This window comes from Psychrobacter sp. T6-6, assembly GCF_052258185.1.
In the GTDB taxonomy this organism is placed as follows: Bacteria; Pseudomonadota; Gammaproteobacteria; order Pseudomonadales; family Moraxellaceae; genus Psychrobacter.
The window spans coordinates 157267-180418 of the sequence record NZ_JBQQEX010000004.1; the positions used below are offsets into that span (position 1 = coordinate 157267).

At 43.9% G+C, this 23152-nt stretch carries 21 protein-coding genes; 3 read left to right on the forward strand and 18 right to left on the reverse strand.

Annotated elements, in window-relative coordinates; translation table 11 throughout:
* Positions 1-58 precede the first annotated feature (58 nt).
* Positions 59-799, forward strand: a complete 741-nt coding sequence (locus tag ACTXGL_RS08500) for an MHYT domain-containing protein (RefSeq protein WP_443526210.1) — start codon at positions 59-61, stop codon at positions 797-799.
* A 164-nt stretch (positions 800-963) separates the two neighbouring features.
* On the opposite strand, the gene ACTXGL_RS08505 is transcribed toward ACTXGL_RS08500, so the two are convergent.
* Positions 964-2109, reverse strand: a complete 1146-nt coding sequence (locus ACTXGL_RS08505) for an ATP-grasp domain-containing protein (protein ID WP_443526211.1) — start codon at positions 2107-2109, stop codon at positions 964-966.
* A 294-nt stretch (positions 2110-2403) separates the two neighbouring features.
* Here ACTXGL_RS08505 and ACTXGL_RS08510 point away from each other — a divergent pair, with 294 nt between their 5' ends.
* On the forward strand, positions 2404-3678 hold the full coding sequence (locus tag ACTXGL_RS08510) for a TerD family protein (protein WP_443526213.1): 1275 nt from the start codon (positions 2404-2406) through the stop codon (positions 3676-3678).
* Between the two features lie 121 nt (positions 3679-3799).
* Here the strand turns inward: ACTXGL_RS08510 and ACTXGL_RS08515 are convergent, their stop codons facing one another.
* The 12 genes from ACTXGL_RS08515 to queC form a co-directional block, all read right to left on the reverse strand.
* The gene (locus ACTXGL_RS08515) at positions 3800-4408 is read right to left on the reverse strand and encodes a TerD family protein (RefSeq protein WP_319050553.1); all 609 of its coding nucleotides are present in this window, start codon (positions 4406-4408) and stop codon (positions 3800-3802) included.
* Between the two features lie 60 nt (positions 4409-4468).
* Positions 4469-5221 carry a TIGR00266 family protein gene (locus ACTXGL_RS08520; RefSeq protein WP_319050552.1) on the reverse strand — a complete coding sequence of 251 codons (753 nt, stop codon included), beginning with the start codon at positions 5219-5221 and terminating at the stop codon, positions 4469-4471.
* A gap of 168 nt (positions 5222-5389) precedes the next feature.
* Positions 5390-5965: a TerD family protein gene (locus ACTXGL_RS08525; RefSeq protein WP_319050551.1), complete on the reverse strand. Its 576-nt coding sequence runs from the start codon at positions 5963-5965 to the stop codon at positions 5390-5392.
* A gap of 312 nt (positions 5966-6277) precedes the next feature.
* A complete protein-coding gene (locus ACTXGL_RS08530) occupies positions 6278-7207 on the reverse strand; it encodes a glutaminase (RefSeq protein WP_443526215.1) in 930 nt (309 codons plus the stop codon).
* 224 nt (positions 7208-7431) lie between these two features.
* Complete coding sequence (locus ACTXGL_RS08535; RefSeq protein WP_443526217.1) at positions 7432-8499, reverse strand: DUF475 domain-containing protein; 1068 nt, start codon at positions 8497-8499, stop codon at positions 7432-7434.
* 237 nt (positions 8500-8736) lie between these two features.
* The gene (locus tag ACTXGL_RS08540; protein WP_443526219.1) at positions 8737-9312 is read right to left on the reverse strand and encodes a TerD family protein; all 576 of its coding nucleotides are present in this window, start codon (positions 9310-9312) and stop codon (positions 8737-8739) included.
* Positions 9313-9545: 233 nt separating this feature from the next.
* Positions 9546-11852: a bifunctional 23S rRNA (guanine(2069)-N(7))-methyltransferase RlmK/23S rRNA (guanine(2445)-N(2))-methyltransferase RlmL gene (gene rlmKL / locus ACTXGL_RS08545; RefSeq protein WP_443526221.1), complete on the reverse strand. Its 2307-nt coding sequence runs from the start codon at positions 11850-11852 to the stop codon at positions 9546-9548.
* A gap of 194 nt (positions 11853-12046) precedes the next feature.
* Positions 12047-13210 (reverse strand): mechanosensitive ion channel family protein, encoded by a 1164-nt coding sequence (locus ACTXGL_RS08550; RefSeq protein WP_319050546.1) that lies wholly within the window; start codon positions 13208-13210, stop codon positions 12047-12049.
* A gap of 159 nt (positions 13211-13369) precedes the next feature.
* A complete protein-coding gene (locus ACTXGL_RS08555; protein WP_443526223.1) occupies positions 13370-14860 on the reverse strand; it encodes a dihydrolipoyl dehydrogenase in 1491 nt (496 codons plus the stop codon).
* A 139-nt stretch (positions 14861-14999) separates the two neighbouring features.
* Positions 15000-15497, reverse strand: a complete 498-nt coding sequence (locus ACTXGL_RS08560; RefSeq protein WP_443526224.1) for a peroxiredoxin — start codon at positions 15495-15497, stop codon at positions 15000-15002.
* Between the two features lie 175 nt (positions 15498-15672).
* Entirely contained in the window at positions 15673-16002 is a 330-nt protein-coding gene (locus tag ACTXGL_RS08565) for a hypothetical protein (RefSeq protein ID WP_319050543.1), read from the reverse strand.
* Positions 16003-16224: 222 nt separating this feature from the next.
* The gene (gene queC / locus ACTXGL_RS08570; protein ID WP_319050665.1) at positions 16225-16944 is read right to left on the reverse strand and encodes a 7-cyano-7-deazaguanine synthase QueC; all 720 of its coding nucleotides are present in this window, start codon (positions 16942-16944) and stop codon (positions 16225-16227) included.
* Positions 16945-17286: 342 nt separating this feature from the next.
* Here queC and ttcA point away from each other — a divergent pair, with 342 nt between their 5' ends.
* Positions 17287-18465: a tRNA 2-thiocytidine(32) synthetase TtcA gene (ttcA, locus tag ACTXGL_RS08575; RefSeq protein WP_443526225.1), complete on the forward strand. Its 1179-nt coding sequence runs from the start codon at positions 17287-17289 to the stop codon at positions 18463-18465.
* Between the two features lie 108 nt (positions 18466-18573).
* Here the strand turns inward: ttcA and ACTXGL_RS08580 are convergent, their stop codons facing one another.
* The 5 genes from ACTXGL_RS08580 to ccoO form a co-directional block, all read right to left on the reverse strand.
* Positions 18574-19155, reverse strand: coding sequence for a FixH family protein (locus ACTXGL_RS08580; protein WP_443526227.1), 582 nt, complete (start codon positions 19153-19155; stop codon positions 18574-18576).
* 178 nt (positions 19156-19333) lie between these two features.
* Positions 19334-20746 carry a cytochrome c oxidase accessory protein CcoG gene (gene ccoG, locus ACTXGL_RS08585; RefSeq protein WP_443526229.1) on the reverse strand — a complete coding sequence of 471 codons (1413 nt, stop codon included), beginning with the start codon at positions 20744-20746 and terminating at the stop codon, positions 19334-19336.
* Between the two features lie 439 nt (positions 20747-21185).
* Positions 21186-22331 (reverse strand): cytochrome-c oxidase, cbb3-type subunit III, encoded by a 1146-nt coding sequence (gene ccoP / locus ACTXGL_RS08590; protein ID WP_443526230.1) that lies wholly within the window; start codon positions 22329-22331, stop codon positions 21186-21188.
* Positions 22328-22510, reverse strand: coding sequence for a cbb3-type cytochrome oxidase subunit 3 (locus ACTXGL_RS08595; RefSeq protein ID WP_194197257.1), 183 nt, complete (start codon positions 22508-22510; stop codon positions 22328-22330). Before ACTXGL_RS08595 ends, ccoP begins: the two co-directional genes overlap by 4 nt.
* A complete protein-coding gene (gene ccoO, locus ACTXGL_RS08600; protein WP_201601089.1) occupies positions 22510-23148 on the reverse strand; it encodes a cytochrome-c oxidase, cbb3-type subunit II in 639 nt (212 codons plus the stop codon). The genes ACTXGL_RS08595 and ccoO overlap by 1 nt, the downstream gene beginning before the upstream one ends.
* Positions 23149-23152 lie beyond the last annotated feature (4 nt).

Below are 23152 nucleotides of genomic sequence, written 5' to 3' on the forward strand. Positions count from 1 at the left end.
AGTTGATCCAAATCAGTGTTATATGGCTCAGTTTTTATTAAACACAAAAGGCAAAAAAATGATTGAAGTTGAATATAACTTACTTTTGGTACTGGTCTCTTATGCCATTACAGTATTTGGCTCTTATGTTGGTTTAAATCTTGCCATTCGAGTACCCTCTGCAAAACCAGGTTCAGACCTGTATTTTTGGGTTGCGCTATCTTCGATTGCGATTGGTGGTGCTATTTGGTCGATGCATTATATCGGTATGATGGCAGTCGATATGAAAATGCCAGTTACCTATGATTTAGGTCTGACGATTGTCTCGATGTTGCTGGCTGTTGGTTTTGTGGCTGTGGGAATTATCATTGTAGGACGCGGCGACTCTAGCACCGGTAGATTGATCGGCGGTGGTGTTTTGACAGGTCTGGGCGTTGCAGCCATGCACTATACTGGTATGGCTTCGATGCAAATGGATGCGACTATGTCATACAACATACCGCTTCTGATTACATCTATTGTGATTGCTATCGTGGCTGCTATTGCGGCATTATGGCTGGCCTTCAATCTACGTGGTACGCTACAGCGTTTTGGTAGTGCGTTTATCATGGGCATCGCCGTTTGCGGTATGCATTACGTTGGTATGGCAGCGATGGAGATGAATATGACTGGTAATATGATGGATATGGGTTATACGCATGACAGTGCTATATCTTCATCGATTATGATTTTTATCGGTTCGGCTATCGTATTGGGCTTGTTGTGGTTTATTGCATCTAAGAATGCACCTAAAAAAGCAACACTGGTATTTGGTGACTAGTTTTAAGTTGCTGCTTTGCTATTGATATAACAAGAATACAGGAAAAAGGGTTTTAGATAATCATCTAAAACCCTTTTTTTGTGGCTACTTTTTGAGCCTGCTAATGTGGTTATTGACACGTCGTATTTTTAGGTATGCAATCAGTCACTCAGCAGCATCTTCAGTTACTCAGTAGTGTCTTCAATTTTGACACTCACCATGATAGAGCGTACTTGACATGGCACTATTTGCCGTGTGATATCAGCCAGCTTTGGTTTATCGGTCAGGCCGAGCCAATAGCCAAAACCGACCTGCGTCAAATCAATCCCGCTATGCGTGGTGTAACCAATACCACCAGATGGGCGGCTATTAATCTCAAGGACGCGGTGCTGTCCGTCATCATCGGCTTTGGTTTGTACACTCACGATACCGTCACAGCCAAAGGCTTTAATCAATGGAATAACCACATCCATGACTGATTGCTCATAGCCAATATGCTGGATCTTGCCTGTCTTATAGCGAGTAACGGCCGCTAGTACTTCACCATATTCACAGACCACATCGATTGAGTACTCTTGGCCTGATAGATAAGGCATAAGCAGCATAGGGATAGGGCGCTCATGTACCATTACGCTATTGTTGTAAGCATTGATAAACTGCGCGGTATTTATTTTTTTCTCTTCAGTAAAGTATAAATGCTCAAAGCTATCGTAAGCACTGTCTTCAGACTTGCCTGTATCCAAGCGCCAAAATCCTTGGGCAAAAATACCGACGACAGGTTTGACGCATAGGGGCTGATGACCGTGCTCAGCGAGTAAAGCCTCAAGCTCAGCAGTATTGTCAAAGCGCCAAGCATCAGCGACAGGGATACTGTGCTCATGACACTGCTGCATAAAGGCAAACTTATCTTCAATTGACTCCAATGCCGCAACGCTCGTTGCCCCTGTTAGCAAACGAATACCCGCCGCATCAAATATCTCGCGGTGTGCTTCGTAATCGACACCATTACGCCCAGTCAGCAATACTTGGACATTGTTTGCTTTGGCGTGCTCTAAGACGAATTGCCAGCGCGGCGTAGCTGACTCGGTCATTTCTTTTATCTCATCAACTATGCCTACTTTTGCTGGATATGGTTCGCGATAGACCCTATCAGCAAACTCAAAAATCTCAGGTCGGTTGTGACGGTGTGAGGCGATAATATTAAAAGAGTCGTTCGACTGGTTTTTTAGAGTTTGCAAGCTCTCTAACATATCGCGCTGGCTGGACTGACCTTCAGCTAACCAAGCAGCTACTGGTGTGGAGTGGGCGCTATCGTTAGCAAGGTTATTCATAGTTTTCTCAGCGTTATCGTTGTGTGTAGGGAACAGGATCAATCAGCATTGCTACCGCAAAACTGGTAGTAATAAGGGCAAGACGATATCATCCAGCAGCATGTATTATATACAAATGGCGCCTCTTATAAATGCCTCTCGTGAAATAGTCACATGGGTTTTTCAGAGTGTTTTTATGACTCAAAGTATGATTGCTCGGTTCAAAACTCTCATAATATCCATGCTACTATATGACGATGATGGACATAGTAATCAAAACGACAGCGAAATAATAAATAATCCAAAGGACAGATAATGAGTCAAGTGCAACCTCAAACATTAGTGGCAGGTGCCAATGCACCGCTACCAACTGACAATATCAGTATTCGTATCTTGAGCCAAAGCGCTATCGACTGCGCGGCGTATCGCCTAACCACAGATGGCAAAGTACGCGGCGATGGCGATATGATATTTTATGGACAGACCCGTAGCGATGATGGCAGCGTTAGCTTTCGTGGTCACGATAGTGATGGGTTTTTTGATATCAACTTACCTGCACAACCTACGAGTATCGAAAAAATCGCTTTGGCATTTTCTAGCGCGCAGGCATTGGCCCAAGTTGGCGACGTGGATATTCAAGTCCTACAAGGCAGTCAGGTACTCATGAGTTGCCAATTGAGTGCTGCTGGGCGTAACGAAAAAGCCATTATTTTGGCGGAGTGCTACCGTCGTCAGGGTAGTTGGAAGTTTCGTTTTATTGCTCAAGGATTTGAAGGTGGGTTAAAACCGTTGTCTGAACATTTCGGAGTCGAAATCGCAGATGAGGCACCAGCGCAGCAGCAAAACCCTGTACAAAATCAGTCACAACCGATCAATACGCAGCGACCTATCAATACGCAAAAATCAGGCAATACCTCTCAAGCGAGTACTCCGCCACCGATTCCTACCAGTCCGTCGGTTAATCTAAGCAAAATTACGTTAACCAAAAACCAATCGAGCATCAATCTTAAAAAACGCGATAATTTTGGTAAGATTTCAGTGAACTTGGACTGGAACCAACGTCCAGAGAGTAACAAGTCAGCCCCCAAAAAAGGCCTGTTAGGCGATCTGTTTAAACAGCACCAATCAAGCGGTATTGATTTGGATGTTGGCGCGATGATTCATCTAAAAAACGGTGAAAAAACCCTGATTCAAGCGTTGGGTGACCGTTTTGGTAGTCTGCAATCAGCGCCGTATGTGTGCTTGCGAGCCGATGATAGAACGGGACAGGTGAGTGGCGGTGAGTGGCTCGATATCAATGGTCAGCAGTGGTCACAGATTGAGGAGGTGTTTATTTTCGCCTTTATTTATGAAGGTGCGCCAAACTGGGAAAAAACCGATGGTGTTGTGACCATTCATGTACCGGACCAGTCACCGATTGAGACCCGCTTGACCGAAGGTGCGGGTAATCTACCAATGTGTGCCATTGCGCGCCTTGTTAATCAACAAGGCAGTATCAATGTTGAACGTATCAATCAATACTTTAAAGGCCATCAAGAAATGGACAAAGCCTTCAACTGGGGTTTTAGTTGGAAGCGTGGACGTAAGTAATATTTTTAATATATAAATAATAAGTATAAAAGAGCGGCTCATCTATTGAGAGATGGGCCGCTCTTTTTTGAAATAAACTATTCAACTAGATTGATAATAATCCAGTTAAGTTTTCAGTCAATTATGCATGTGGTGTGATAGCAGGCATCAAGTCATGGAAGGTACGACCAGAGGCAGTTTCACCAATCGCATGCATCTTCCATTCGTTGTTATGACGATAAACTTTTGCCATTACCATCGCGGTATGTCCGCCTTGTGCTGACAGATTATAACGTGCTACTTCGCTATTATTGTTAGCGTTAACGATACGGCAAAACGCATTTTCTACGGTCTCAAAAGTTTGACCGGTAAAGCTATTGACCGTGAATACTAGAGAGACCACATTGGCAGGGACTCTTGAGAGATCGACGTTGATAACTTCATCATCACCATCGCCATCACCAGTACGGTTATCACCTGTATGGACGATACTGCCATCTTTTGATTTCAACTGACTGAACCAAATAGCGTCAACTGCTTGTTTATTGGCATCGAACATAATGCATGAAGCATCTAAGTCGATAGAGTCGCCGCCACTACCGCCGCCGAATAGTTTGCCTAAAAAGCCACCTTTTTTATCTTGTGGACCTTGAGCGACATCCCAGCCTAGACCCAATTTAACCTGAGTCAGATCGCCGCCAGCTTCTTTGCTTAGGGAGATTTTCTGCCCTTTTTGTAGACTAACTGCCATGTGAGTATCCTTATAATAATTGTGAGTAAAAACTGCGAATAAAAACGTGATTAAAAAATACTATAAAATATTATCTAAAAATCCGCCACCGCCGCCGCGTCCACCTGAGCTACTGCCTAGTACGCTCTGTAACCAACCTTGATAACTATCACGATTGCGGGAGCAAATAATCACTTTGCCCGTTCCTGAAAAGTTCAGAACCATACCTTCGCCACTGGTTACAGAGTTGATGATATTGCTCATAATGCCTTTTTTCTTACTGGTCGAAACGGATAGTTTATACTCAAGGTTCGAGTCCCAGCAAACGACATGACCGTTATCAATGATGACATCTTTGTCTGGCGTCACCTCAATCTCAAATAGTGAGCCAAAGCCAGATACCACGACCTGTCCTTGACCTTGCGTCTGCATGACCATGAAGCCACCAGTATCCCCAAATACGGCACCGCCCAGATTGCGCTGAATATTGGCTCTAATATCGACCCCTGTCTGCGCGGCAACAAACGCACCATCGCTGAGTGTATATTGCTGTTTGCCGACCTCGATGATTTGCATATCGCCATCTAGCGTAGGTGCGAGCAGACAATCGCCTTCACCATTGACCGCTTCAATCTGCTGCTGAAACAATGATTCGTCATTGGCGAAACGGCGCATGAGTGACTGCATAAGTCCACCTTGGAGCTTACCTTTTAACTCAAGGTTAGACTCCATCATTACCATTGCATTGGCTTCACAATATATCGAATCGCCTTTTTTAAGATTACAGTGTAAAAAAGGCTCAATAGTACCGATCAAACTGAATGTTGCGGACATGGGTGGCAAATCCTTATTCTAATATCTTTTTTAAATAGCTTTTTAGTCAGCCAATTAAATTTAAAGCCATCAAATGCGTTGAAAGGGCACACTTGATGGCTCGTAATTATCGCAAGCAATCACCCGATTGCGATAATTGGCTGGTCAGACGTTTACGTTATTTTAATATTATACGTTGACGCCATAAGAGGCTGCTAGTGGTCCAAGACCACCACTGAAGCCTTGACCAACAGCACGGAATTTCCAGTCACCATTATGACGATATAACTCGCCGAAGATCATAGCCGTTTCAGTACTACCATCTTCTGATAGGTCGTAACGAGCGATTTCAGATTCGCCATTATCGTTTACGACACGGATATAAGCATCGCCAACTTGACCAAAGTTTTGGTTACGTGCCTGACCTTCATAAATGATGGCACAAATGGCTACTTTGTTTACATCAGATGGGATGTTGGCAAGGTTGATTTTAATTTTTTCGTCATCGCCATCGCCTTCGCCAGTGCGGTTGTCACCAGTGTGCTCAACAGCGCCGTTATCTGATTTTAGGTTGTTAAAAAAGATAAAATCTTGGTCATTACGGACTTTTCCTGCTTCATTGATCAAAAAGCCAATGGCATCTAAGTCAAACTCTTGACCGTCAGTTGCGCGTGGATCCCAGCCTAGACCGACTGTAATGTTAGTTAAACCTGGCGCTTCTTTTGATAAGTTTACGTTGCCGCCTTTTGTTAAGCTAATAGCCATACAAATATCCTTTGGATTAATAGTTAAGTGGATTGGTTATAAAAAATAAATTAAAAGTTGTGCAGTGACTGATATATCAGCCAGAACAGCAAAAATCTGAGCTGTACGCTATATGCCATATATCATTACGTTTTACTATACTAAGCGTTCGCTCACTAAGCAAGGCGTATTTTGTGCGCTTACTATATGCTTACCAAGGGACATAATAACCCTGCAAACTTGATACTTTTTAATCATCTTAGCAATAGTGGATAAGATATTGTTATGAAAAGTAAATGTCTAATCTAAGCACATATACATGTCGTGCTTATCTTATTCTGCAAAAACTGACCAACCAGTTTTTTGCACAAAACGCTCTAGCGCTTTTAATCCAAGTTTAGAGTTACCTATATGATCAAGCCCTGGTGACCATACCGCGATAGAGCCTTTACCGGGCGCTATGGTCAAAATACCGCCACCAACCCCGCTTTTACCAGGTAAGCCCACACGGTAAGCAAACTCTCCAGAACCATCATAATGACCACACATCATCATTAGTGAGTTGATACGCCGTGCTCGGTGTTCATTGATCACACGTACTCCTGAGTGCTTATCAACCCCATTAGAGACTAAGTACAGACCGGCACTGGCTAACTGTTGGCAATTCATGGCAATCGAGCATTGATGAAAATAGGTACCTAATACATTGTCCACCTCATGTTTTAAACGACCAAAGGATTTCATAAAATGTGCCAAAGAGGCGTTTCGGTCTTTGTGCGCCATCTCAGATGCGGCTACTTTATGATCAAAGCGAATCGACTCATCATCTGCAATGAGGTGAACAAACTGAAGAATCTCACCCAATGTCTCTTTAGGTTTGTGACCCATCATAATAGCATCCACCACCGCGATAGCGCCGGCATTGATAAATGGATTGCGCGGTCGACCAGTCTCATGTTCGAGCATCACAATCGAATTAAAGGGGTCGCCAGATGGTTCGCGTCCAACGTGCGTCCATAGCCCATCACCTAGCTTGCCAAGACCAATAGTCAGGGTAAATACCTTAGAGATACTTTGGATTGAGAAGAGTGTACTAGCATCTCCTGCAGTATAGAGCTGTCCATCGGGGGTAGCGACTGCCATACCAAACTGGTCTGCATCTACATGTGCCAGCTGAGGTATGTAGTCTGCTACTTTTCCGCGATCGGTTTCAACTGCCATTTCTGCGGCGATATCATCAAGAATTTTCTGTATATCAATCATGAGGTTTTATTTTTGTCGTATTGTCGAAGGATGAGGCGCCTAGTAATGCAAAGAGGTGCCTATAGTCAAGCGCTCATCATACAGAATGACGTACTCGTAGTATACGCATACATGAATAAAGGATGGGGTTATATCGCGCTAAAAGTGACGAAAAAAAGCAGGTCATACCTGATGATATGACCTGCCTAAATGCGTAACAGTAGATACAATACTAATAATCTGTCTTAGTTTAAGCTTGCTCTTTCAGCTTTGCGGTGCTGCAGTGATGCCAGCAGCGCCCAACCAATAAAGGCAATACCAATAAGACCGGTAATAATCTCTGGAACATGGAACTTGACTGACAACAACATGATGATTGCTAAGGCACCGATAGCGTAGTGTGCACCATGCTCAAGATAGATAAACTCATCAAGCGTGCCTTTGTCCACTAAGAAGATAGTCATAGAACGTACGAACATCGCACCAATCGCAAGACCCAGCATGATAACGATAACGTCATTGGTAATGGCGAATGCGCCAATCACACCATCGAAACTGAATGAAGCATCAAGGACTTCTAAGTATAAGAAACCAATGATACCGCCTTTCATAATAGCGCTGGTTGCAGCTGCACCTGAGCCATTCTCTTCGTTCTCTAAGTCTTCCTCAAGGTCACCCTCAAGCATACCGGATACGACCTGCACACCAAGATAGACCAAGATACCCCAAACACCAGCGATTAAGACAGCACTTGATTGCTCAGCAGAAGCCCACGATACGGCAATCATCAAGACGATAAGCGCAACAAACACACTCATAGCATCAACTTTGCCAAGCTTTGCTAGGCGGCTCTCAAGCCAATTAAACCAATGTACGTCTTTGTCATCAAAAATAAAGTTTAAGAAGACTAGCAACAAGAATATACCACCAAAAGCTGAGATTTCAGCATGATGTGCCATCAGTCTGGCTGAGTACTCTTGAGGGTTATTCAATGCCAAATCAATCACTTGCATCATACCAAGGTCAGCAGTAACGGCGACGATGACAATAGGGAATACCAAGCGCATACCGAAGACCGCGATCAAAATACCAACGGTCAAAAATATCTTTTTCCAAAACTCGTCCCAGCCTTTGAGGACTGAGGCGTTGACCACCGCGTTATCGAAAGATAACGAAATTTCCATGACGGCCAAAATAGCGGTAATCGAGAGCGTGGCGATCATGCCACCCATACCACCATGTGAATATCCCCACCATGCTGCGATTGCCAACGCAATTGCGGTAAAGATAAAATCTAAATAAAAATGTCTCATGACACATCCTGTCTGGTTGCGTAAAGCTGGTCTAGTATAGACACAAGCCGCAAAAAAGCGGCTATTGCTAACCACTTTTTATGCATAATTTTAAACGAAACGTAAAGCATTACTAGTCATTTGAGCATTAAAAATTGTGACTATTTGCAACGATGATTGCTCTACGTTTTGGACGTGATATTTAGGACCGATGAGGGTCTAAATGCCAATATAGATACGCCTTTTACAGCTATGCTTTTAGATATCGACACCATACTGCTGACACATTGCTTGTAGGCCACCTGAGAAACCTTGACCTACTGCGCGGAATTTCCATTCACCGTTATGGCGATATACTTCACCAAATACCATTGCCGTCTCAACAGAATAGTCTTCTGCCAGATCAAAACGAACCACTTCAGTGCCCGTTTCTTCATTGACTACGCGGATAAAGGCGTTTGCCACCTGACCAAAGTTTTGACTACGAGCAGCCGCGTCATGGATGGTCACAGTCACAACCACTTTGTCTACGTCAGCAGGAACTTGGGTTAGGTTGACTTTGATAACTTCATCATCGCCGTCGCCTTCGCCAGTACGGTTGTCACCAGTGTGCTCGACCGCACCATTGTCAGATTTGAGCTGATTGTAAAAGATAAAGTCATGATCGCCGCGTACTTTGCCAGCACCATTTAGCAAAAACACACTGGCATCAAGATCGAATTCGGCACCAGAGGTGGCGCGTTCATCCCAGCCAAGACCAATAAGTAACTTGGTTAAATTTGGATCCGTCTTTGTGAGTGATAGATTGCCACCTTTGTTTAGTGATAAAGCCATAATGTTATCCTTGTTATTAGAAGTACTATGAAATAAAAGGCGATGGTTACGCTATATCTGCGCAAACCCATCGCCTAGTAACGTTCTATCATAACAACAAAAAATGACCCAATCAAAGCCGATTGGGTCATGGTTATATTTCATATACATTGAGCAAAAAACTTACGTTTCAGACAGTTATGCGACTACTGCTCATTCCTCCACTCACATAAAGAACCTTCGTATTTGCTACATTATAGGCTTTGGCGATGACGAATCTCAAAGCTCTGATGAATTGGCTTTTTGATATTAAAATCAAAACCAATGGTCTTTTGCGTAATATCGACGATATCGTAGCGCTCTATCAACTGCTCATCTAGCTCAAAGCGCGTGAAGTTATTAGAGAAGTACAAGACGCCATCGGAGGTCAGACGATTCATCGCACGATTGATTAGCGCGGCATGGTCACGTTGCACATCAAAGGTACCTTGGAATTTTTTAGAGTTTGAGAATGTCGGCGGATCAATAAAGATAATATCGAATTGCTCAGTATTGTCTTTGATCCATTCAAAGATATCAGCAGCGACAAACTGATACTTGTTGCGGCTAACGTCCAGGCCGTTCAATACAAAGTTTTGTTTGCCCCAATCTAGGTAATTCTGTGACAAATCAACGCTAGTGACTTTTTTAGCGCCAGCGAGAGCGGCATGGACACTAGCGGTACACGTGTAAGCAAATAGATTGAGGACAGCTTTACCGCGACTGTTGTCTTTGATGCGTGCGCGCATATTACGGTGATCGATGAACAATCCCGTATCTAAATAATCGGTAAAGTTAACATAGAAATAGGCACCATCTTCACGGGCAACATGAAACTTGCCACGTTTTTCAGTGGTGTTCTGTTTGCTGTACTGATCATTACCTGACTGGCGTGCCCGTGTTTTGATAAAGATTTGTTCGCGGTTAATATCAAACACTTCACGAATACCCATCAATGCCAAGTTGAAGCGCTTTTTGGCCGTCTCAGGTGGGATAGTTTTTGGCGGTGCATATTCTTGTACATGGGCGTAATCACCATATAAGTCGATAGCCACTTTGAAATCAGGTAAATCAGCATCGTATACGCGAATGTTACTCACGTTGCCTTTCTTGGCAAGCTTTTTAAGTTTGCCAAGATTCTTTTGTAGACGATTAATAAAATCCTGTCCTTCTTCCACTTCGATTTCACGCTTCTCGAACTGACTGACAAGGTGGCCTGTTTGTCCAGAGATCAGTGTTCCATAACGGAAGTAAACCGTGATCGCACCATTATGACAGCGCAGGGTACGCGGCTCTTTGATAGGGAGTATATCTACTTGCTCAACGCGAGACGCCAGGATGCCGAGCATTGGGTCGATACCGCTACCAGCAAAGCTGTCCTGAACAATAAGCCCAATCGCTTGGTATAACGGTTTAATCATCTCCTCATCACCCAAACGCTCACCATAAGGTGGGTTAGTGATGATCAAGGGGTTATTCAATCGACCGTCATTGACCAGTGGTTTTAGCGTGCTGCCCAGTTGATCAAGGGCACGGGTTTCGATATCGAGTAGTGGTAGCAGGTCTTGTAACCCTGCGGCAATGAGATTTTTTTCGGTGGCGATGATTGCGCCATTGTCAGCATCAAACCCTAACATCAGTGGCAAGGTATCTGGTTGCTCATTAGCAATATCTAAGGCATCACGAAAGCGTGTCTGAGCATCATCAATCATCTCCTGCCATAGCGTCTCATCATGATGCTGCCACTCATAAAAGCCAAATTGGTTGGCGGCTTTGTCGATACCCACAGCGTAATCGCAGTGCATGAGTAGTGCTTCGATCAGAAACGTCCCAGAGCCGCACATAGGATCGATCAAGGCATTGTAGTAAGGCGCGTTGCCTGCCTCGTTTTTCTTATGCCAGCCAGCACTATAAAGTAGGGCGGCTGCTAGGTTTTCTTTTAGTGGGGCTTCTGTCATGGCCACACGATAACCGCGGCGATGCAAACTGGTGCCTGACAAATCTAGATACAACTCGGCTTGCTTGTCATTGATGGTCGCAAAAATAGAAAAATCTGGGTTTTTGCTATCGACATTAGGTCGGCTGTCGTAAACTTCGTTGAAAGTGTCTGCAATAGCATCTTTGACACGTAGCATGGCAAACTGCTGGCTCACTGCGACACGTTTATCGACAGACAGACGAATCGCAAAGGTCTGCTCTAAGCTAAACTGCTCTGTCCAATTGACCGATTTTGCCAAACCATAGAGCTGCTCTGCGACATCATATTCTGCATTGATGTTTCGACGTTTGATGAGCATCAATACTCGTGAGGCGACACGCGACCATAAGCAAATAGTGTATAAGTCACGCAAGTTGCCAGTGACGGCAAGACGTCCCGTACTCTTGATGTCGCTTTCAATACCAAAACTGGTCAGCTCAGTCTGCAGCGGTGCCTCAAGCCCATCGGCACAGGTAATGATAAGATCAAGCATCAACTCTGGTGTAGCGGTTGCTGGAGATGCGGGGGCAGTTTGTTCGGTCATACGGATACCTGTGGGCTAAATTGACAAAAAAGCAAATAATAAGAGGGACGGTGTAACCCGCAATTTTACCATAATTCACGGTGGGATAGTTCAAAATCAGGACGTACCTATATGATCAAACCCATAGAATCGGATCAGGCATATAACGTTATGTGTCTATAGACGTCACGTGTCTACTTATATGTTGCTAAAGGTCACTCTTCTGCCACTACTTGGGTAGTAGTGGCAAAAGGTTTGGTCGCGATAGGGTAGTCAACGTCTTTTGGCATAAGCAGGCGCATATGCGGGTAGGGCGTCGAGATTTCAGCGGCATCAAAAGCAACTTTGATCTCTTCTTGCAATACTTCTTTGATTTTGGGTATACGTGCAACCGCTGCTGGTTTTACCCAAAAACGCACAATAAAAAACACGCCATACTCACCAATTTCGGCGACTGTGGCGGAAGTCTCAGGACGATTGAGCACCGCATCGGTATTGCTGAGCACTTGCAAAATCTCTTTGCGCGCCATCTCGATGTCGTCTTCGAAGGCAATACGCACACGTATATCAAAACGGATGAAATTTTTGGAGGTTAAATTGATCACCTCAGAGGAGGCAACGTTGGAGTTTGGGATAATGACCGTGATATTGTCTCGCGTCAGGATATGGGTTGTGCGTAAAGCAATGAGTACCACGCGCCCTTCGTTATCATTGATATGAATCCAGTCGCCAACCTGAAAGGACTGCTCTAGCAAAATCGTAATACCTGCAATAAAGTTGGCAAGGGTTGACTGAGCTGCAAAGCCGACTGCTAAGCCAACAATGCCCAAACCAGCAACCAATGATACGATATCAAAGCCAAATTGTGCCATCACGCTGGCAAGACCGAGTACCAATATGAGCACCGATAAAATATTTTTGAGCAGCTGCTCTATCGAGGCGTTGAGACCGTAATGCTGCAATACTTTATGAATGATTTGACCTGATGATGCCCAGAGCACGTAGTAAATACCAGCCCAAGTGCTCGCTTTTACTGTGGCTTTGATCGTTTCTGGTTCAAAGTTTATTTGACTCATGATTGCGATCAGGCTCGCCACAATCCATACATAGCGTAGGGTTGAGCGAGCAATTTTGGTACGGCGCTCGTTCAAGTGAATTTTGGCTCTGCTTTGTCTCAGGATATAATTGGCCAACCAATAAAAAAAACCCAATACTGCAAGCAGTATTAGGATTTTGATGCCAGTACTTGTCAGCTCTACCGCCTGAGAAGACCAATTAAGGGATTCTTCATCTATGGAGCCACCAAGAGCAAGGTAAAGGCTAGTATGCAGGTCACGAATGATCTCTTTAAAAAAGTCGGTAACACTGGCGATCGGCATTGTCTCATCCATGCAGGGTGTGTTTGTACAAATTTTTATATATGAGGTATCTACTAATAAATTACCTCAAGTGGTCAAAGCAAGCAAATATATTACTAATAAGCATGACTTATATCTAAAGATGCTGCTCATGAATACATAGGATTGTTTGGTTAGTCATTAAAAATTGTCTTCCTGGGTGTCTTGAGACTGATATGGAATTTTCATTTTGTCCTGAACATCACGCAGCGCCGTACGTAGTCCCTCTAGTATCGTAGGATGATAAAAAGGCGTGTCTAACAGTTGTTTGATACACAAATCATTGGTAATCGCAGTGGCTAATATATGACCGATATATTCAGCATCAGGACCAACCATGCTAGCACCCAAAATCCTATCGGTTTTTTTGCACCCATAGATATGTAGCAACCCACAATTGACACCCATTACACGGCTACGGCCCTGATTGTCAAAGCTCACGCTACCGATAACAAACTCAAGCTCTGAGTCGTCTTGGATTTCTGGTAATGACATACCGATATTGACGATTTGCGGTGAGCAAAAAACAATAGAAAAAGGCGGGGCAGGTGGACGGATATATGCGTTTTCTGTATTTTCGCAGACCATGTTGCCAGCACTATAGCCTTCGTCACTAGCGACATGTAGCAGCGGAATATTGGCATTGGCATCACCGACAATATAGATATCCAAGTCGCCAATTTGCCCTGTCTTCTTACTTAAGTCTTTTGGACGGTTTTTATCATCAAGCTCAACACCTAAGTTCTCGACTCCGAGCTGTTTGATATTATTGCGGCGACCAGTAGCGACCAGCACATACTCACCTTGCCATCGCTGAGATGTGCCTGCACTGTCCTCATATTCGATAAACGCACTCGTGTTACCGCTATCTGATGTTGTGCCGACATTGTTGATGGTGCTTCCCAAATGCATGGTGAGCTCACTACTCAAGCAGTCGATGGCTTTGTGATTAATATCCTCATCTTTGAGACCAGCTACTTGTTTTACACGGTTTAGGAGCGTAACCTCTACGCCCAAACGCGTGAATGCTTGCGCAAGCTCTAGACCGATAGCGCCAGCACCGACGACGGCCATAGATTTGGGCAAATCTGTCAGCTCAAAAACACTATTAGAGGTGAGCATGGTATCGCCAAGCTTGTCTGCCCAGCCATCAGGGATAAACGGTGAGCTACCTGTCGCCACAATGATTTGTTCAGCTGAGATGATCTCGTCATTTACCTCGATTAATCCATGCTCATTAATACGAGCACGTCCATCGATCTTTTTGTGATCGGGCCAGCTGTCTACTTGTTTTTTGATGTAACTGGCAAAATGACTGCGCTCGTCACGCACGCGCTGCATGACCTGCTTGCCGTCAATCTTCGCCGTTGCATGAACACCAAACTCGCTAGAGTTGTTGGCATCGTGTGCACGATCAGCCGCCGCAATAAGTAGCTTGCTGGGCATACAACCGACGGCGATACAGGTTGTTGTCCAAAACCCTTCATTGATAATGACGACGTCGTCCTTTATTTTGCTCGCTTGGCGAAATGCATTTTGACCTGCGGTACCAGCGCCAATAATGGCAACAGAAACGTGGCGCGTGATGTTATGTGACGCATTATCAGTAGTAGTATCAGACGGTTTGTTCATATTATTCTCTAGTAGGAAGGGTTGTAGTAGCAGCGCGTTTTATTATTGGCAAAGACCTTTGTATTTACGCGACTATCATGTTTATGGGTAGTGCATAACTGCTGATTAAATGGCTCAGCTTGTAGATTATGGTACTAATTTATGATGTTAATATAGTCAGTAAGCGACTGGTGTAGTCTTTGGCACGTAGGTTTCGCTGCGCATGAGTCAGTTGACTGTCTTTATCAAATACAAATGCAGAGCGCACTAGACCTAGAGTGACTTTGCCATACATGTTTTTTTCCTTAATCACTTCAAAATACTGGCAGAGCTGCTCGTCTGTATCACTGATAAGCGGGATTTGTAGATCATACTTGTCGATGAACTTTTCGTGAGACTCGACGCTATCACGAGAGACACCAATGATGTCATAACCTAAATCATCAAATTCGTGCAGATGAGCAGTAAACTCAGTCGCTTGAGTAGTACAGCCAGGGGTACTGTCTTTTGGATAAAAATAGAGAATAATACCTTTATCCGTATTGGCAACCATCTCTTTTAGACTGATTTTATCATGGATGAAGTTACCAGCGAGCTTGCGTACTATCGTTACTGGAAAGTCGGGTAGGTCGATGGTTTCTGTAGTTGGCTTGGCCATTGTAAAATCCTTGTTGGTTTTGGTTATATGTTGGTTTTATTTGAGATTTTATTTATCGTGTTCTTATTATAGGCAGATTAGTAGAAATAAATAATCAGTTTTACACTTTGCTCATTCATTGCCAACAAAAAAGACTGGCAATGGCCAGTCTTTTGTATATCAAATAAGTAGTCGGTTAAGCAGGTTTCTGTGGCTGCTTCAAATCCAATCCGACCGTACACTGTTGCAAGTCTTTTTGCATGGTTTTTACATAAGGCAAGCCAGAGGGATCTTTTTTGTCTTTTGCGTAGCTTTCGATCTCCCACATCTGACCAATCGTCATATTACTACGCACGCCGATAGTACAATTACACAGTTTAGTAGCATCGTTTTTACTAGCAACTTTATATTTGACTGCGCCATTGACACAAGAGTTGATATTATCTTGCTTGATATCGGTAGCATTGGCTTGTGGCATGGCAAATACGGCAGCCAAGGCTAGGGGTAATACTGGCAATAACTTCATAAATTTCCTCTTACAGGTAGCGTCAGTTTTGTAGATTTGGTATTCAGTGCGTCATCAGCATATGAGCGACTATAACGGTCTATTTCATCTGATGACGCAGATAATCGTTCATACCATAGCAATTATATCGATTGAAATACAATGGCGACGTGCTGTGTTAATGCAAGCGAATGTTTCGCTAATGTTGATTGGTAGCGCTGTTTGATCCGCAGTCTGTCGTCTCTATCCTGCTTGATAATGAGTAGGATCAGTGACGCCAGCTTGGCTAAACCCTTGACGACGTAATGCACAGCTGTCACAAACTCCGCAAGCCAGGCCATTTGAATCTGCACGATAACAAGAAATCGTTTGTCCATAATCGACACCCAACGACAGACCAAGCTCAATCGTTTGTGCTTTAGACAGTTGTTGCAGTGGCGTTTGAATAGACAGGCGATGACCGGTAACGCCAGCTTTTGTGGCAAGATTGGCCATGTGCTCAAAGGCTTCTATGTACTCTGGGCGGCAGTCTGGGTAGCCAGAATAATCAACTGAGCTGACCCCAATGACAATATGGTTGGCATCCGTGACTTCTGCAACGGCTAGTGCATAAGACAAAAAGATTGTATTGCGTGCAGGCACATAAGTGTTTGGGATCGCGTCATTGTCAATCTCGTCACGCTTTTTGCTAGGGAACTTATCTGAATCACCATCTGGTACGATCATGCTATGGTCAGTGAGTGACGACCCGCCAAGTTGGGCGATGTCAATATCAATGATTCTATGATTAACACCTGCTGTCTCTGCGATGGTCTTTGCTGCGACAAGCTCGCTGTTGTGACGTTGACCATAATTAAAGCTGACCGCTGTTACAGAGGCATAGCGTGCTTTTGCCCAATACAAACAAGTGACCGAATCAAGACCACCCGATAATAGGACAACAGCGTTTTGATTTTTGTTAATGGTGTCCAGCTCAGTATCAGAGGATTGAGGGAGAGAAGTATCCTGCAAAGTAACGTTAGTCATAGTGATATCTATTATTGGTTTACGAAAACGGCTATTTTAGCAAAAATCCAGCGACTACAGAACCACGAAGCGACCAATCAGGCGTCATTAAGTAGCCAAGGCGAACGTGGTCAGTATGCTGATAAAAATAAAGTCCAAATGACTGTCCTCTTTTCAATCTGTTAGCAATATTTGTTATAATTGCAGCTTTAAAAGCACCAGCCACCACAGGTCATTCACTGTGCTTTACTGCAAACTGTTTTATCGCAAAACCCTTCTTATAAAGATATTGAGTAACTTATGACTGCAGCAACTTTATTTACGCCAAACATCCCTCCTAGTTTTGATGAGATGTCTGATCATATGTCTAGTGAAACGGGATTTAATAGCTATGCTTTAGAGGACGACACCGACATGGAGGCTACAGTGTCTATCAATGAGGATGTCGTTGCTGAGCAAGCTGCCGATACTCAAGCGCCTACTGCGTCTGCATACTTTCGTAAACTCCAAAAGAAGCTACGCCGTCAAGTATCATGGGCCATTCGTGATTTTAATATGATCGAAGATGGTGATGTGGTGATGGTCTGTGTCTCAGGCGGTAAAGACAGCTATACCTTACTGGATATTTTATTGCTACTAAAACGTATTGCCCCCATTCATTTTGACATTGTCGCGGTCAATCTGGACCAAAAGCAGCCCGGCTATCCTGAGGATATTTTACCTGCATATCTCAATGAGCAAGGCATTGCCCATTATATTTTAGAAAAAGACACCTACAGTATCGTCAAAAGCGTGGTACCAGAGGGTAAAACTTACTGTTCAGCGTGCTCACGTCTGCGCCGAGGCTCACTATATGGTTTTGCCAAACAAATCGGTGCCACCAAAATTGCGCTTGGGCATCATCGCGACGACATGCTTGCGACTTTCTTTTTAAACCTATTCCATGGCGGTGCGCTCAAATCAATGCCACCTAAATTGTTGAGCGATGACAAGCAAAACATGCTGATTCGCCCGCTAGCCTATGTCGAAGAAAAAGACATCATTGAATATGCCAAATTAAAAGAATTTCCGATCATTCCTTGTAATTTGTGTGGCAGTCAGACCAATTTACAACGCGCTATTATTAATGACATGTTACGTGAATGGGATGATGCGCATCCGCAGCGTTTGGCTTCTATCTTTAAGGCCATGCAAAACGTAGCGCCATCGCAATTAGCTGACCGTGAGTTGTTTGACTTTGAAACACTGAGTCTTGACCGTGATAATGATGAGCGTTTGTTTGAGGGTGACAATATTCAAGCAGGGCAGACTGATAGCTTGGCGGATATTGGTTTGCCAGTATCACCAAAAACGCAGACGTTCAATCCAAAGTTCGCCAGCGAGAAGTTACATTCGGTAGCGCCAGAATTAGCAGCAGACAGTACCTCAAAAAGTGAGCGTACCGCCCAAAAAATCCCAACGATTAATCCTATTATTTAGCCTTTATGAATGGATACTGATTGAGTAAACCATAAAAAACCAGCCACTGTTATGAGTGGCTGGTTTTTTTGCGTATGGATAGTAGAGCTAGGATATAACTTAATAACATTAACTCTTAGCGAAGACTGGTAATGGGTCAAAGCTAACTGTTGAGCGCGGTAGTTTTGCCACATCTTGCATGCGCCAATCATCCTGACCATCGTTGCTTACTTGCAAGTAATATTTGGCTTTTACTGAATCAAGCTCTACTTGCGCGCTGTATTTATTACCCTCGATATGCTGTAGCACGACGTCGTGGTCTTTTTTGACATCGGTTGCATGCGAGATAGACAGATCCAGCGTATCGGGGTAGGTGAGTGGTGCGCCGTTTAGTAGTTTGCCTGACTGCACGCTTTGCTCAGGATAATTAAGATAAAACACAATATCGCCATTATCTGTAAATTGCATTTCACCATGCAAGTCTAAATCATAAGTGAGCTTATCACGTGATACATCATGGTAGAGCGTCTTGCCATCCATATACCAGTCGTCACGTACCACGCTGTCACGGATTTGGTAGGAATAATAAACGAACCAGATGCACGCGATTACTACCACAGCTGGCATACCAATGACAAAGATAACAACCATATAGTTCTTGTACCATGGCTGAGTATCTTGATGCTTAAAGTTCGGTGCTTGATTAGACATAAAATACCTATTCATCAGATACTTATTTATCAGAAATCTATACATCAGATATCTATAAAAGGTATCAACGGATAATTTGACGGCTAAGCGCTGCCAGTTCAATGATAAATTCTTCATTCGATAGCTTACGATAGACCGCATCGCTAACTATCAAATGAAATATATAGGACCTAAAGGCTTACTGTCCTTGGGTGGTAAAGACATTCTGTTTACTGACCTGATACTTGCCGTCTTCACTGACCACGTTCAGGGTCACTGGCGTTTGACCAAACTCAATCACATCAGGGTCACCATAAATACTGACGGGCATATCAAAGCTTTCGCCTGCTTCTAATGGCACATCATTAAAGCGTAGCTCTAGACTCAGTCCATCTTGCGGTGCTAGCGTGATTTTATAAGCATGCGCATCTTGTGTTTTATTGGTCAGTTTAACGATATAGCTGTTTTCTATCATGCCTTCAGTATTGACGGAAGATAATTGATTGCGGTCACGGCGAATATCAATCTCTAACGGCACGCGATCTGTTAGAGCATATATGACCCCACCACACAGTACCGCTAATAAAGCCAAATAAGCAAACAGTCTGGGGCGAAGTACGCGGCTAGGCTCTTTTTCTGCCAGTTGACGCTCGGTTGTATAACGAATCAGCCCGCGCGGGTAGCCAACCTTATCCATGATCTCATTGCACGCATCAATACAGGCTGCGCATTGGATACAGGCGACTTGCAGGCCATCACGAATATCGATACCAGTGGGGCAGACCTGTACGCACATAGTACACTCGATACAGTCACCTAGATGCTCAGGATTTGTGCCTTTTTTGCGGGCACCGCGCGGCTCACCGCGCTCATAGTCATAAGAGACAATCAAGGTATCTTTATCAAACATCACGCTCTGAAAACGCCCATAAGGACAAATCTGTACACACATCTGCTCACGCATATAGCCTGCATTGGCATAAGTGGCAAAGGTAAAGATAAACATCGATACCCATACCCATGTAGGCCAATCAGGTATAGGAATCAGTCCTACTGTCTGCCAGCTATGATACAGAGAGTCTGTGCCCGCCACATAACTGACGAAAGTCGCCGCTGTGATAACTGAAAGCAAAAGCCAAATCGAATAGACCACCGTACGTTTGAAGATTTTACTCGCACTCAGGGGTGCCTTGTCAAATTTCATGCGTTTATTGCGATCACCAATGACCCATTTTTCAACATACTGATACAGATGTGTCCAAATCGTTTGCGGACAAGCATAACCACACCAAACACGGCCTGCATAGACAGTCACCATAAACAAAGTGAATGCGGCAATGATGGCAAATGCGGCAATAAAATAAAAATCTTGAGTCAAAAAAGTCATGCCAAAAATATAGTAGTGCTGTGAGGGCACATCGAACCATATTGCTTGTCTACCATTATAGCGCAGCCACGGCAAAAGTAAAAAAGCGGCTAAGAGCGCATACATCGTGATGACACGAATGTTTTGATAAAAACCTGTGACAAACCTTGGGTGGACACGATGCTTGGTCGCATCAAGATCAATCTGTTGGACAGGGATTTTATTGGGTGGTTGTTGTGCTGACATAAACGTGCCTCTTTAAAAAAAGAATCAGTCTGCTGGCATGATGAACAAATACCTCTAGCGTTGAAGTATATGAGTGTACGATGTTATCAATGTCAGTAAATAGAGGGTAGAGAACTGGACAAATACCAGTCTCATCCACTTACCAAATAGTCGATTATAGAGATCAAATTAGTAGAGACTAAGTTAGGACTTTATAGCGTCATACTTAACAGGCTATTTTGAACGACAGCTATTCTAACATTACCCCTACTAATAATGGGGTTATAATCTTGAAAAGCAATTACTATATCGTGATAATGTTTACTATCTATGATTGATTATCATAGTCATTCTGAATTCATAGTCATTTTGAATAAAATTCTGCAAAAATATATAAAAAGGGAGAACTGTAATGACAGTTCTCCCTTCATTAAATCTCGTCCATGTACAGTATTTATACTTAGTTAGCAGTTGCTTCTTGAGTTGCTACAGGCTGAGTCGCTGCTGCAGTAACCATTGATCCCTCAGGTGATTTACCAGTCTTGTCTGATAGTGAGTAGATGTAAGCAGCAAGAAGCATAATACGCTCATTACCTAGCTTAGTATCCCACTTAGGCATCACACCAGCACGACCATAACGTAGCGTCTCACGAATAGTCTCGCGGTCACCACCATATAACCAAATATTATCAGTCAAATTCGGTGCACCCGCTGAAATCATACCTTTACCATCTGGTCCATGACAAAGAACACAGTTGGTAGGCTCATTGAAAATAACCTTACCTTGAGCCACTTTCGTTTGATCAAGCTCATAGTCATTTTGATTGCCTGACATCGCTAAGACGTATTCGGCAACAGCACGTATGCCATCTTCACCAAGCTGATCACGCCATGCTGCCATACCACCGACACGCCCGTTATGTAACGTCGTTAGGATATTGCTGGCTTCACCACCATATAACCAATCATTGTCGGTCAGATTAGGGTAGCCTGTGGCACCTTTAGCGTTTGAGCCGTGACATACCGCACAGTTCTGCAAGAACAAACGGCTACCGACTTTCAATGCATTTGGATTTTCAGACAGTTTTTCGACATAGGGGGCAAGTTCTGCTACTTTACCATCGATTTGAGTCTGTAAGTCTGCTGGTGGGTTGTCACTACGACGCATAGTCGCTTGCAACTCATTCAGTGTCCCTAGCGTCGCGGTTGCACCTGCTGCATCGGCTTTGACCAAAATATTCTTTTCAAAGTTATCTGTAAATACTTTGTTGTTGCTTTCAAGCTCACTAAATAGCTCGTTCTTAGAGGTCCAAGGCACTGTTTCGCCATCGACTTCTACGGTTGCGATACCTTCCCAGTGTTTAGGGAACATGGCTGGGAAAAATACCCAATAGGCAACGCCCCAAATGATTGAACCAAAAAAGATTACCAACCACCATTTAGGGAGTGCTTTGTCGTATTCTCGGATGCCATCATACTCATGACCAGTCGTACCGTCGTCTTCTAGGCTCGGTTTGTATTTGATAACAAACAACAAGACACCAAGAATAAAAGCCCAGCAGCCGATACTGATTAGCGTGATCCAAGAACTCCAAAAAAATGTCATCGTTTATCCTTATTGCGCTGCTCTTCAGACAAGGATTTAATATCCTCGTCATCAAGCGCAAGTTGTGCATCTTCTTCGAAGCGTTTTTTGTTTTTTGGCGAATACGCCCACCATGCAACGCCTACGAAGGCAATAAAGGCAGAAACGGTCGCAATTGTTTGTAATTCACCAATACCCATTAGCGCTGTCCTTCCATTGCGGTACCTAACTGCTGTAGATAGGCAACCAAAGCGTCAAGCTCAGTGGCACCAAGTACAGCATCTGGAGCACCTTCGATGTCTTCTTCAGTGTAAGGAACACCAAAACGATCGCGGAATAGACGCATTTTAGCTTGAATGTCTTCACCATCTACTTCATTTTCAGCAAGCCAAGGGAATCCAGGCATCACTGATTCAGGCACTAGCGAACGTGGCGCAATCAAATGCTGCTTTTGCCAGTCTTCAGAATAACGACCACCTACACGTGCTAAATCTGGTCCAGTACGTTTCGATCCCCATAAGAATGGGTGATCCCACGTTGACTCAGCGGCACGCGAATACGGTCCATAGCGTTCGACTTCTGCACGTAGTGGACGAACCATTTGCGTATGACAAACGTGACATCCTTCACGGATATAAATATCACGACCTTCGAATTCAAGCGCTGTCCAAGGCTCCATAGCAGGTAGGGGAGCATTCACCCCACCTTCTTCAGGACCTTTGTTATCATAGATCAATGGTACGATTTCAACCAGCGTTGCAAAACTAATAGCAATCACGATACCAATGACCAACAAGCCTGTATTTTTTTCAATAATTTCATGCGGTGTACCAGCCATGATC

Excerpts from the sequence above, each read along its gene's own strand:
- ACTXGL_RS08510 (WP_443526213.1), top strand. The coding sequence starts at position 2,404 with ATGAGTCAAGTGCAACCTCAAACATTAGTGGCAGGTGCCAATGCACCG.
- ACTXGL_RS08515 (WP_319050553.1), bottom strand. The coding sequence starts at position 4,408 with ATGGCAGTTAGTCTACAAAAAGGGCAGAAAATCTCCCTAAGCAAAGAA.
- ccoP (WP_443526230.1), bottom strand. The coding sequence starts at position 22,331 with ATGACATTTTTTTGGAGTTCTTGGATCACGCTAATCAGTATCGGCTGC.
- ACTXGL_RS08530 (WP_443526215.1), bottom strand. The coding sequence starts at position 7,207 with ATGATTGATATACAGAAAATTCTTGATGATATCGCCGCAGAAATGGCA.
- ccoO (WP_201601089.1), bottom strand. The coding sequence starts at position 23,148 with ATGGCTGGTACACCGCATGAAATTATTGAAAAAAATACAGGCTTGTTG.
- ACTXGL_RS08520 (WP_319050552.1), bottom strand. The coding sequence starts at position 5,221 with ATGTCCGCAACATTCAGTTTGATCGGTACTATTGAGCCTTTTTTACAC.
- ACTXGL_RS08505 (WP_443526211.1), bottom strand. The coding sequence starts at position 2,109 with ATGAATAACCTTGCTAACGATAGCGCCCACTCCACACCAGTAGCTGCT.
- ACTXGL_RS08560 (WP_443526224.1), bottom strand. The coding sequence starts at position 15,497 with ATGGCCAAGCCAACTACAGAAACCATCGACCTACCCGACTTTCCAGTA.
- ACTXGL_RS08595 (WP_194197257.1), bottom strand. The coding sequence starts at position 22,510 with ATGGGTATTGGTGAATTACAAACAATTGCGACCGTTTCTGCCTTTATT.
- ttcA (WP_443526225.1), top strand. The coding sequence starts at position 17,287 with ATGACTGCAGCAACTTTATTTACGCCAAACATCCCTCCTAGTTTTGAT.
- ACTXGL_RS08580 (WP_443526227.1), bottom strand. The coding sequence starts at position 19,155 with ATGTCTAATCAAGCACCGAACTTTAAGCATCAAGATACTCAGCCATGG.
- ACTXGL_RS08540 (WP_443526219.1), bottom strand. The coding sequence starts at position 9,312 with ATGGCTTTATCACTAAACAAAGGTGGCAATCTATCACTCACAAAGACG.
- ACTXGL_RS08565 (WP_319050543.1), bottom strand. The coding sequence starts at position 16,002 with ATGAAGTTATTGCCAGTATTACCCCTAGCCTTGGCTGCCGTATTTGCC.
- ACTXGL_RS08535 (WP_443526217.1), bottom strand. The coding sequence starts at position 8,499 with ATGAGACATTTTTATTTAGATTTTATCTTTACCGCAATTGCGTTGGCA.
- ACTXGL_RS08525 (WP_319050551.1), bottom strand. The coding sequence starts at position 5,965 with ATGGCTATTAGCTTAACAAAAGGCGGCAACGTAAACTTATCAAAAGAA.
- rlmKL (WP_443526221.1), bottom strand. The coding sequence starts at position 11,852 with ATGACCGAACAAACTGCCCCCGCATCTCCAGCAACCGCTACACCAGAG.
- ACTXGL_RS08550 (WP_319050546.1), bottom strand. The coding sequence starts at position 13,210 with ATGCCGATCGCCAGTGTTACCGACTTTTTTAAAGAGATCATTCGTGAC.
- ACTXGL_RS08555 (WP_443526223.1), bottom strand. The coding sequence starts at position 14,860 with ATGAACAAACCGTCTGATACTACTACTGATAATGCGTCACATAACATC.
- ccoG (WP_443526229.1), bottom strand. The coding sequence starts at position 20,746 with ATGTCAGCACAACAACCACCCAATAAAATCCCTGTCCAACAGATTGAT.
- ACTXGL_RS08500 (WP_443526210.1), top strand. The coding sequence starts at position 59 with ATGATTGAAGTTGAATATAACTTACTTTTGGTACTGGTCTCTTATGCC.